This is a genomic window from Micromonospora sp. URMC 105, assembly GCF_051386295.1.
Lineage (GTDB): Bacteria > Actinomycetota > Actinomycetes > Mycobacteriales > Micromonosporaceae > Micromonospora.
The window spans coordinates 1-10,700 of record NZ_JBPQTL010000142.1; the positions used below are offsets into that span (position 1 = coordinate 1).

General features: G+C 73.9%; 8 protein-coding genes and 1 pseudogene. 5 read left to right on the forward strand and 4 right to left on the reverse strand.

The features are described from left to right. Positions 1-31 precede the first annotated feature (31 nt). From ACSNN7_RS27335 to hrpA, 3 genes are all read right to left on the reverse strand, one after another. Positions 32-769 (reverse strand): cupin domain-containing protein, encoded by a 738-nt coding sequence (locus ACSNN7_RS27335; RefSeq protein ID WP_436683903.1) that lies wholly within the window; start codon positions 767-769, stop codon positions 32-34. Further along, positions 753-1,109, reverse strand: coding sequence for a cupin domain-containing protein (locus ACSNN7_RS27340; RefSeq protein ID WP_436683904.1), 357 nt, complete (start codon positions 1,107-1,109; stop codon positions 753-755). The genes ACSNN7_RS27335 and ACSNN7_RS27340 overlap by 17 nt, the downstream gene beginning before the upstream one ends. A gap of 98 nt (positions 1,110-1,207) precedes the next feature. Beyond that, positions 1,208-5,248, reverse strand: a complete 4,041-nt coding sequence (hrpA, locus tag ACSNN7_RS27345; protein WP_436683905.1) for an ATP-dependent RNA helicase HrpA — start codon at positions 5,246-5,248, stop codon at positions 1,208-1,210. 147 nt (positions 5,249-5,395) lie between these two features. On the opposite strand from hrpA, the gene ACSNN7_RS27350 reads away from it, so the two are divergent. Further along, positions 5,396-5,869 carry a cytidine deaminase family protein gene (locus ACSNN7_RS27350; RefSeq protein WP_436683906.1) on the forward strand — a complete coding sequence of 158 codons (474 nt, stop codon included), beginning with the start codon at positions 5,396-5,398 and terminating at the stop codon, positions 5,867-5,869. A 49-nt stretch (positions 5,870-5,918) separates the two neighbouring features. Here ACSNN7_RS27350 and ACSNN7_RS27355 read toward each other — a convergent pair whose 3' ends face one another. Continuing rightward, the gene (locus tag ACSNN7_RS27355) at positions 5,919-6,278 is read right to left on the reverse strand and encodes a YciI family protein (protein WP_436683907.1); all 360 of its coding nucleotides are present in this window, start codon (positions 6,276-6,278) and stop codon (positions 5,919-5,921) included. A gap of 135 nt (positions 6,279-6,413) precedes the next feature. On the opposite strand from ACSNN7_RS27355, the gene ACSNN7_RS27360 reads away from it, so the two are divergent. The 4 genes and pseudogenes from ACSNN7_RS27360 (at position 6,414) to ACSNN7_RS27375 (ending at position 10,598) form a co-directional block, all read left to right on the forward strand. Continuing rightward, positions 6,414-7,460, forward strand: a complete 1,047-nt coding sequence (locus tag ACSNN7_RS27360) for a FecCD family ABC transporter permease (protein ID WP_436683909.1) — start codon at positions 6,414-6,416, stop codon at positions 7,458-7,460. A gap of 56 nt (positions 7,461-7,516) precedes the next feature. Further along, complete coding sequence (locus tag ACSNN7_RS27365; protein ID WP_436683911.1) at positions 7,517-8,587, forward strand: FecCD family ABC transporter permease; 1,071 nt, start codon at positions 7,517-7,519, stop codon at positions 8,585-8,587. A gap of 26 nt (positions 8,588-8,613) precedes the next feature. After that, a pseudogene (locus tag ACSNN7_RS27370) lies at positions 8,614-9,375 on the forward strand (ABC transporter ATP-binding protein); the annotation flags it as partial. Between the two features lie 278 nt (positions 9,376-9,653). Further along, on the forward strand, positions 9,654-10,598 hold the full coding sequence (locus ACSNN7_RS27375) for an ABC transporter substrate-binding protein (RefSeq protein WP_436683912.1): 945 nt from the start codon (positions 9,654-9,656) through the stop codon (positions 10,596-10,598). Positions 10,599-10,700 lie beyond the last annotated feature (102 nt).

Genomic DNA, 10,700 nt, shown 5'->3' on the forward strand with positions numbered 1-10,700 from the left:
GTCCGGGTCGGGGGACGGAGGGGCCGGCGGGTCAGCCGGCGGGGTAGGTGTCGAGCAGCCCGCACATGCCGAGCCGGCCGTGCTCGTGCGGCCGGTCCCGCCAGCGGACCCGGGCGCCGGCCAGGTGCTCCGGCCGGCCCTCGGCGAGCGCGTCCAGGTGCCGCCCGGTCCGTTCGGCCGCGTCCAGCGCGCCGGTGCGCCAGCGTCGCCGCCAGCGGTCCAGCCCCGGCCGGACCAGCCGCGCCGCCGCCGCGTGGAACTCCCGCAGCGGCCCCGGGTCACCGGCGGCCAGGCCCGAGCGCAGCCGCACGAAGCCGTGCACGGCCAGGTCCCGGCGCGCGTACGCGGCCGCGAGGTCGCCGCCGGGCGCGCCGCCATTCGGCAGCCGTACGGCGGCGGCGTACCGGTCGGCGTCGGCGAGCAGTTCGGGGGGCAGGGTCAGCACCGCGTCCCCGGCCTCCGGCAGGCCGCTGTTCTGCATCAGCACGGTGATCTCCAGCCGGTCGTGGTTGACCAGCCGGTGGATCGTGCCCGGCTCGAACCACGCCACCGCGCCGGGGTGCAGCGGGAGCTCCCGGTACCCGTCGAGGGTCAGGGTCTGCACCAGTCCCGCGCCGCCGGTCACCACGTACCCCTCGGTGCACGCCAGGTGCAGGTGCGGGGTGCCGCCGGCCAGCCCGTCCGGCGCGATGGTGTCGTAGACCCGCAGGCGCGAGACGCCGACGCCGCCGGGCAGCGTCACCGGCGCCGGCTCAGTCGACGTACTCATCGGTGTCGTCCGCCGCGGGCAGGCAGACCACCAGCGCGGTGAGGTCGCCGATGGCGCGGTGCCGGGTGCCCGGCCTGATCAGGAAGGCCGACATCGGCTTCGCCTCGTGCCGGACGCCGTCCAGCTCCACCTCGCCGGTGCCGTCGAGGATCACGTAGACCTCGGTGGCGACCCGGTGGTAGTGGGTGGTGGCCTGCTGCACCCGCAGCAGGTGCACGCTCACCGCGCCGCCGGACTCGGCGACGAAGGCGCGGCGGGTGATCCCGCAGGAGCAGCGGTGCGGGGGCAGTTCGTCGAGGACGGCGGTGGGATGGCCGTCCGGAAGCAGGGGGGAGGGCATCGGGTGGACCGCCTTTCGCCTGAGGAAAGGGCTTTCCTAGGCGCAGACGCTAGACCCGTCCACTGCAAACAGTCAATGGTTTGTTGCAGTGGACGGGGTCAGCGGCCCTCGGCGTCGTCCATCGCCCGGTAGATGCGCTGCTCCGACACCGGGTACGGGGTGCCCAGCGCCTGGGCGAAGACGTTCACCCGCAGTTCCTCGATCATCCAGCGGATCTGCCGGACCGCCGTGGACTGCCGGCGGCTGGGCGGCAGCGCCGCCAGCATGTCGGCGTACTCCTTCTGCACCACCGCGATCCGGTCCTGCTGCTGCTTGTCCCGCTGCGGGTTGCCCGGCAGCCGGTCCAGCCGCCGCTCGATCGCGGTCAGGTAGCGCAGCAGGTCGGTCAGGCGCGCGTACCCCGCCTCGGTGACGAATCCCTGGTACACCAGCCCGGAGAGCTGCTGGCGGATGTCCGCCAGGGCAGCCACCACCGCCAGGTTCCGGGTCGCGCCGAGCCGCTGCTCCACCGCGTACGCGGCGGCGAGGACCCGGCGGACCCGGTCCATCACCTCGACCACGGTGTCGACCAGCTCGGCGCGGACCCGCTCGCGCAGCGCGGCGAAGCCCTCGGCGTCCCAGGCCGGCCCGCCCGCGTCGCCGATCAGCTTGTCGATCGCCGCGCCGGTGGCGTCGGAGATCAGCTCCTGCACCCCGCCGTGCGGGTTGCGGCTCAACGCCAGCTTCGCCTCGTTGGACAGTCGCCCCTGGAGGAACTTCGCCGGCGACGGCACGGACAGCCGCAGCAGCCGCCGGGTGCCCGCCCAGTGCGCCGCGGCCTGCTCGGCCTCGGAGTCGAACACCTTCACCCCGACCGTCGTGCCCTCGTCGACCAGCGCCGGGTACGCGGTCACCGCGTAACCGGCCCGGACCTGCTCGACGGTGCGGGGCAGCGTGCCGATGCTCCACTCGGTCAGCCCGGTGCGGGCGACGTCCGGCGCGGCGGCGGCCACGACCTGGCGTACCTCCTGGCGGAGCCGGCGTTGCAGGGCCGGCAGGTCCTTGCCCTCGGCGACCGGCTTGTTCTCCTCGTCGAGCACCCGGAAGCTGACCCGCAGGTGGGCCGGGAGCCGGTCGAGGTCCCAGGCGTCGCGCGGCACGGTCACGCCGGTCATCCGGCGCAGCTGCCGGGTCAGCGCGTCGAGCAGCGGCTCCTCGCCCGCGGGCATCGCCGCCAGCGCGGCCCGGGCGTAGTCCGGCACCGGGACGAAGTTGCGCCGGACCGCCTTGGGCAGCGACCGGATCAGCGCGACGACCAGTTCCTCGCGCAGCCCCGGCACCTGCCAGTCGAAGCTCTCCGCCGGCACCTGGTTGAGCAGCGGCAGCGGAATGTCCACGGTCACCCCGTCGGCCGGGGTGCCCGGGTCGAAGGTGTACGTCAGCGGCAGGGTAACCCCGTCGGCCTGCCACTCGTCCGGGTAGTCGGCCTCGTCCACCCCGCCGCGCCCGGCGTTGACCAGCAGCTCCCGGGTGAAGGTGAGCAGCTCCGGCTGCTCCCGCCGGGCCTTCTTCCACCACGAGTCGAAGTGCCGGCCGGAGACCACGTCGGCGGGGATGCGCTGGTCGTAGAAGTGGAAAATGGTCTCGTCGTCGACCAGGATGTCCCGCCGCCGGGCCCGGTTCTCCAGCTCCTCGATCTCGGTGAGCAGCCGCTGGTTGTCCCGCCAGAACTGGTGGTGGGTCTGCCAGTCGCCCTCCACCAGGGCGTGCCGGATGAACAGCTCCCGCGACAGCGCCGGGTCGATCCGCCCGAAGTTGACCTTCCGGGAGGTGACCAGCGGGATGCCGTACAGGGTGACCTTCTCGTAGGCCATCACCGCGGCCTGCTTCTTCTCCCAGTGCGGCTCGCTGTAGCTGCGCTTGACCAGGTGCTGCGCCAGCGGCTCGACCCACTCCGGCTCGACCCGTCCGGCGACCCGGCCCCAGAGCCGGGACGTCTCCACCAGTTCGGCCGCCATCACCCAGCGCGGCGGCTTCTTGAACAGCGCCGAGCCGGGGAAGACCGCGAACTTCGCGCCGCGCGCCCCCAGGTACTCGTGCTTCTGCGCGTCCTTGAGCCCGATGTGGGACAGCAGGCCGGGCAGGAGCGACTGGTGCACCTTCGGGGTGTCGATCTCCTCCGGCAGGTCCGCGGTCGGGCCGCGCCGGCCCCCGTCCGCCTCGGCCTGGTCCGCGCCGCGCCGGCCGCGTCCCCCGCCGCCCTGCTCCGGGGTACGCAGCACCTGGCGCACCTGGCTGACGATGTCCTGCCATTCGCGTACGCGCAGGTAGTTCAGGTACTCGGCCTTGCACATCCGGCGGAACGCGCTGGACGACAGCGCCCGCTGCTGCTCCCGCAGGTACCGCCACAGGTTGAGGAAGGCGACGAAGTCCGACTCGGCGTCGGCGAAGCGGGCGTGCGCCTGGTCGGCCTGCGCCTGCTTCTCCGCCGGCCGCTCGCGCGGGTCCTGGATGGACAGCGCGGCGGCGATCACCACGACCTCGGTGGCGCAGCCGTTGCGCTCGCCCTCCAGGACCATCCGGGCCAGCCGCGGGTCGACCGGCAGCTGGGCCAGCCGCCGGCCCAGCGGGGTGAGCCGCTTCGCCGGGTCGCTCTCGGTCGGGTCGAGCGCGCCGAGCTCGTGCAGCAGGTTGACGCCGTCGGTGATGTTGCGCCGGTCCGGCGGGTCGATGAACGGGAACGCGGCGATGTCGCCCAGCCCGATCGAGGTCATCTGGAGGATGACCGAGGCGAGGTTGGTGCGCAGGATCTCCGGGTCGGTGAACTCGGGCCGGGATTCGAAGTCCTGCTCGTCGTAGAGGCGGATACAGATGCCGTCCGAGGTACGCCCGCAGCGGCCCTTGCGCTGGTTGGCCGACGCCTGGGAGACGGCCTCGATGGGCAGCCGCTGCACCTTGAGCCGGGTCGAGTAGCGGGAGATCCGGGCGGTGCCCGGGTCCACCACGTACTTGATGCCGGGGACGGTCAGCGACGTCTCGGCGACGTTGGTGGCCAGCACGACCCGCCGCCCGGCGTGCGGGGCGAAGACCCGGTGCTGCTCGGCGCTCGACAAGCGGGCGTACAGCGGGAGGATCTCGGTGCCGAGCAGCGACCGCTTCTTCTGCACCAGCTTGCCCAGGGCGTCGGCGGTGTCCCGGATCTCCCGCTCGCCGCTGAGGAAGACCAGGATGTCGCCGGGCCCCTCGGCGGCCAGCTCCTCGACCGCGTCGCCGATGGCCTGGATCTGGTCCCGGACGTTCTCCTCGTCGTCGCCGGAGTCCTCCTCGGCCTCGCTCACCTCGACCAGCGGCCGGTACCGCACCTCGACCGGGTACGTCCGCCCGGAGACCTCGACGATCGGGGCCGGCTTCCCGTCGGCGTCGGCGAAGTGCTTCGCGAACCGGTCGGTCTCGATGGTCGCCGAGGTGATGACCACCTTGAGGTCGGGACGGCGGGGGAGGAGCTGCTTCAGGTAGCCGAGGATGAAGTCGATGTTCAGGCTGCGCTCGTGCGCCTCGTCGATGATCAGCGTGTCGTACTGGCGCAGCATCCGGTCGGTCTGCAACTCGGCGAGCAGGATGCCGTCGGTCATCAGCTTGACCAGGCTGCGGTCGCCGACCTGGTCGGTGAAGCGCACCTTGTAGCCGACCACGTCGCCCAGCTCGGTGCCGAGCTCCTCGGCGATCCGGTCGGCGACCGTGCGGGCGGCGAGCCGGCGGGGCTGGGTGTGCCCGATCAGCCCGTTGATCCCGCGCCCCAGCTCCAGGCAGATCTTGGGCAGCTGGGTGGTCTTGCCGGAGCCCGTCTCGCCGGCCACGATCACCACCTGGTGGTCGCGGATGGCGGCGGCGATGTCGTCGCGGCGCTCGCTGACCGGCAGCTGCGCCGGATAGGTGATCACGGGCACGGCGGCCCGCCGCTGCGCCAGCCGGGCCTCGGCCCGGGCCACGTCCGCGGCGATCTCGGCGAGCGCGCCGTCGCGCCGCTGCGGGTCCCGGAGCTTGCGTACGCCGTCCAGCCGCCGCTGCAGGCGGCGCTGGTCGCGGAACATCAGCGGGGAGAGGCGGCGGTGCAGCTCGCGAACGGTGACGGCCTCGGCGGGTACGGCTGGATTCTGCATGTCGTCGCCAAGGATAGGCAGCCGGTCGCCGCAGCGCCCCCGGGTTACCCGGTCGTGCCCGCCACACCCCGGCGGCGTCGCTGCCCGGGGGCGGTGGCCGGCCAGGCTAAAGTTTCCGCGGACCGACACCGATCCGGGGGCCGCGACATGACGATGCTGGACACCGACCGCGCGCTGGTGCAGGCGGCGACCGCGGTCGCGAAGCTGCGCTGCCGCAGCGACCACCACACCGTCGCCGCCGCCGCCCGGACCGCCGACGGGCGGGTCTTCACCGGCGTGAACGTCTACCACTTCACCGGCGGCCCGTGTGCCGAGGTGGTCGCGATCGGAGCCGCCGCCACCCAGGGGGCGGGCGAGCTGGAGACCATCGTCGCCGTCGGTGATCGGGGACGGGGCGTCATCCCGCCGTGCGGGCGGTGCCGCCAGGTGCTGCTGGACTACTTCCCGTCGATCAAGGTGATCGTCGGACCGATGGACGCGCTGCGGCCGGTGCCGATCATCGACCTGCTGCCGGAGACGTACGTCTGGGGCGACCACCAGCTCGACGCGCCGATGCCGGTACGCACCGGGCAGTGGCCGATGCCGACCGTGCCGAGCAGCCGGCCGGCCTCCGAGGACTGACTCTTCGGCGCCTGCTTCCCGCGGTGCCTCCGCTGACCTCCGCGGCCCCTCAGTCGCCGGCGGCGGCCTCCAGCATCGACCGGGGCACGCCGACGCTCTCGTAGCGCACGTTGCCCTCCGGCACCAGCCAGCTCGCCACCCGGACCACGAGCTGGCCGGCGCGCACCGCCGGGTCGTTGGCGTACAGCTCGCGCGCCTCGGCCGCGCTGATCGGCAGCACGGCGAGACCGCGCAGGGTGGGGTCGTCGGGGTCCAGGAACGGTCCGGCGGCGAGCACGAGCCCCTGCTCCACCAGCCCCGACTGGTGCGCCAGGTGGGCGTCGCGCAGCAGGTCCGCCGCGTTGCGGGGCAGCTCCGGCGCGTCCGCCGGGCGGCTGAGCAGGACGACGGTGTGCTGGTCGAATCGCATGGACCCAGGGTAGGGGTGATTTTCCCTGGTTGATTCCCGTGTGCCCGGGTCGCGGCTTATCGACGATGCTCGGTTAGGACACCCTGGGCACCTCCGCTAAGGTAAGGCGAACCTTAGTTCCAGTTCGGGAGCATCGTGACCACCCTCGCCGCACGTCCGGTCGGCGCCGCCCGCCGCACCGGCGAACAGCGGGGCCGCCGCACCTCCGTCGCCGTCGTGGCCGGGCTCGCGCTCCTGCTCGCCGTGCTGGCCAGCCTCGCGCTCGGCAGCCGGCCGCTGGCCGTGGGCCAGGTCTGGGACGCGCTGGTCGCTCCGGACGGAGGCACGGCGAGCACCATCGTGCGTGAGCTGCGGATGCCGCGTACCGCCCTGGGCCTGGTCGTCGGCCTCGCCCTCGCCGTCGCCGGGGTGCTCTTCCAGGCGCTCACCCGCAACCCGCTCGCCGAGCCGCGGATCCTCGGCATCAGCGCCGGCGCCTCCTTCGGCGTGGTGCTCGCCATCGCCGTCTTCGGCATCGGCAGCCTCGCCGGGTACGTCTGGTTCGGCATCGCCGGCGCGCTCGGCGCCGGCCTGCTGGTCTTCGCCGTCGCCAACCGGACCCGCGAGGGCGCCAGCCCGGTCACCCTCGCGCTGATCGGCGCGGCCCTCGACGCCAGCCTCGCCTCCGTCGTGTACGCGCTGCTCAGCATCGACGCGCGCACCTTCGAGGAGTACCGGTTCTGGGTCGTCGGCGGGCTGACCGGGCGGGACCTCGGTGTCGCCGCGCAGGTGCTGCCGTTCGTGCTCGCCGGGCTGGCCCTGGCCGCGGTGGTGGCCCGCGGCCTCGACGCGCTCGCCCTCGGCGACGATGTCGCCCGTGGTCTGGGCCACCGGATCGGCCTGGTACGCCTCGGCGGCGGCGTGGCCGCCGTGCTGCTCACCGGCGCCGCCGTCGCCTCCGCCGGACCGATCGCCTTCGTCGGGCTCGCCGTGCCACACCTGGCCCGGGCCCTCGTCGGCGCCGACCACCGCTGGACCCTGGCGGTCTCCGCCCTGCTCGGCCCCACCCTGCTGCTCGGCGCGGACATCGTCGGCCGGCTGATCGCCCCGCCCGGCGAGGTGCCGGCCGGGATCATCACCGCGCTGATCGGCGCGCCGCTGCTGGCGTACCTGGTGCGCCGCGCCAAGGTGGTGACCGCGTGAGCGCGAGGAGTGAGCCGGGTCTGCGAGCCCCGCAGTCGCGAACCGAAGCCGGCACCATGAGCGTCCGCGAACTGACCGCCGCTCCTACCGGCCTGAACGGGCTGCCCGGACGGTCCCTGGTGCGGGTCGGGCCGGTCAGCCTCCAGGTACGCCGCCGCGCGGTGCTCGTCGCGCTCGCCTGCATCGTGCTGCTCGCCCTCGCCGCGCTGCTCAGCCTCAGCCTCGGCACCCCGTACGTCGCCCCGGCCGACGTGCTCCGCGCGCTCTCCGGCGCCGGCACCCCGTACGACCTGGTGGTGCTCGACCTGCGGCTGCCCCGTCTCGTGCTGGCCGCGACGGCCGGCGCGGCCTTCGGGATCGCCGGCACGCTCATCCAGAGCGTGGCTCGTAACCCGCTGGCCAGCCCGGACGTCATCGGTATCACCCAGGGCGCCGGGCTGGCCGCCACCGTCGCGATCACCACCGGCGTGGGGGCCGTGCTGGTGGCCCCGGCCGCCCTGGTCGGCGGGCTCGCCGCCGCGGTCCTGCTGCTCGCGCTGGGCGCCCGGCACGGGCTGGCCGCGCAGCGATTCGTGCTGGCCGGCGTCGCCGTCGCGTTCGCGCTGCGGGCGCTGACCGAGGTGGTCATGCTCTCCGCCGACCCGATCGACGGCCTGCGGGCCCAGATCTGGCTGATCGGCACCCTCGCCGGCAAGGGCTGGACCGAGACGGTCTGGATCGCGCTCACCCTGGCCGTGCTGCTGCCGGTGCTGGCCTGGGCCGGTTGGGCGCTCAACGGCTCCGCCCTCGACGACGACACCGCCCGGGGGATCGGGCTGCGACCGGTGGCCCGCCGGATCGGCCTGGCCGCCACCGGGGTCGTCGTCGCGGCCACCGTCACCGCCCAGGTCGGCGCGGTCGACTTCGTCGCCCTGGTCGCCCCGCAGGTGGCCCGCCGGCTGGTCCGGGCCGAACGCCCGCCGCTGGTGTGCGCCGCGCTGCTGGGCGCGCTGCTGCTGGTGCTGGCCGACCTCGCCGGCCGGCGGCTGTTCGCCCCCACCCAGCTGCCGGCGGGTGTGCTCACCGCCGCCATCGGCGGGCCGTACCTGATGTTCCTGCTGGTCCGCGGCCGTCGGCGGTCGTCGTGACGTCCACCCCTGGCACAGGAGGCGCGATGCTCTCCACCCGCGACCTGGTCGCCGGCTACGACGAACGGACCGTGCTGGACGGGCTCGACCTCGAGCTGCCCGCCGACGCGTTCACCGTCATCGTCGGGCCGAACGCCTGCGGCAAGTCCACGCTGCTGCGCACCATGGCCCGGCTGCTCACGCCCCGGCGCGGCGCCGTGCTGCTGGACGGCACCGCCATCCGCGACCTGCCCACCCGGGAGGTGGCCCGCCGGCTCGGCGTGCTGCCGCAGAGCCCGCTGGTGCCGGAGGGCGTCACCGTGGCCGACCTGGTCGGACGGGGGCGGCAGCCGTACCAGCGGTGGTGGCGGCAGTGGTCGGAGGAGGACGCCGTCGCGGTGGACCGGGCGATGGCGCTCGCCGACGTCGCCGGGCTCGCCGACCGGCCGGTGGACACCCTCTCCGGTGGTCAGCGGCAGCGGGTCTGGATCGCGATGACCCTCGCCCAGGACACCGAGGCGCTGCTGCTGGACGAGCCGACCACCTTCCTCGACCTGGCCCACCAGGTCGAGGTGCTGGACCTGCTGCACCGGCTGCGCGCCGAGCGGGGCCGCACCGTGGTCGCCGTGCTGCACGACCTCAACCAGGCCGCCCGCTACGCCGACCACCTGGTGGCGATGCGGGCCGGGGCCGTGGTCGCCGCCGGGCCGCCCCGGGAGATCCTCACCGCGGAGCTGGTCCGGGACGTCTTCGGGCTGGACTGCGTGGTGGTGCCCTGCCCGGTGACCGGTGCTCCGCTGGTGGTGCCCGGCCTCACCAGCCCGTCGCTGGCCCCGCTGCCCGGTGCCCCCGCCGCTTCCGCTCCCGCCACCGACGTTCCGCCGGCCCTCGGCGCTGCTCCGGCCCTCGGCGTGCCCTCGGCCGTCGGTCCGGCGGCGTCCGTCGGTCCGGTGTCCACCGCCGGCACGCCCTCACCCGCCGGCCCGGCCGGCTCGAACCCCGTGGGCCCGGCCGCTCCGGCGGCCCGCCCTCCAGTCGACGGCGCGGACGACCCGCGCGTCGGCCCGTACCCCTCGAAAGGACTCTGATGCGTCGTCTTGCCGCCACCCTCACCGCGGCCCTCGCCCTCGGCGTGGGCCTCACCGCCTGCGGGGAGAGCGATCCGGTCGCCGGCACCGCCACCGGGGAGACCCGGGAGATCACCCACGCCATGGGCAGCACCAAGGTGCCGGCCGAGCCGAAGCGCGTGGTGGTGCTCGACACCGACAAGATCGACACCGCGATCTCGCTCGGCGTCACGCCGGTCGGCGCCGCCACCGCCGGTGAGGCGAAGAGCTGGCCGACCTACTTCGGCGAGGAGAAGCTCGCCGGCATCAAGGAGGTCGGGGTGCTCACCGAGCCCGACCTGGAGGCCATCACCGCGCTGAAGCCGGACCTGATCCTGGGCAGCAAGTTCCGCCAGGAGAAGTTCTACGACGAGCTGAGCGCCATCGCGCCCACCGTCTTCACCGAGAAGGTCGGCATCACCTGGAAGGAGAACCTGCTCCTCGACGGCAAGGCGCTCGGCAAGGAGCAGCAGGCCCGTGACCTGCTCACCGGGTACGAGAAGCGGGCCAAGGAGTTCGGCGCGAAGCTGGGCGACGCCGCCTCCCGGGAAATCTCCATCGTGCGCTTCATCCCCGGCAACATCCGGGTGTACGGCCCGGACTCCTTCTCCGGCATCGTCGTCGGCGACACCGGGCTGGGCCGCCCCGAGCGGCAGCGCCTGGAGGGCAAGGAGGACAAGCGCTTCGACCTGGTCAGCGCCGAGCGGATCAACGAGGTCGACGGTGACGTCATCTTCGTGACCGCGTACGGCGAGAAGGCCGCCGCCGAGCAGGCCAAGGTCACCGGCGGCTCGCTCTGGAAGGGCCTCTCCGCCGTCAAGGCCGGCAAGGCGCACGTCGTCTCCGACGAGGTCTGGATGACCGGCATCGGCGTCGGCGCCGCCAACAAGATCCTCGACGACCTCGCCAAGTACCTCACCGCCTGACCCCCTGCGCCCTCTCGGCGCGCACTTTCAGAGAAAGAGTGGCTATTCCACGTGGAATAGCCACTCTTTCTCTCTATTTGAGGGCGGGGGCGGGGCGCGAGG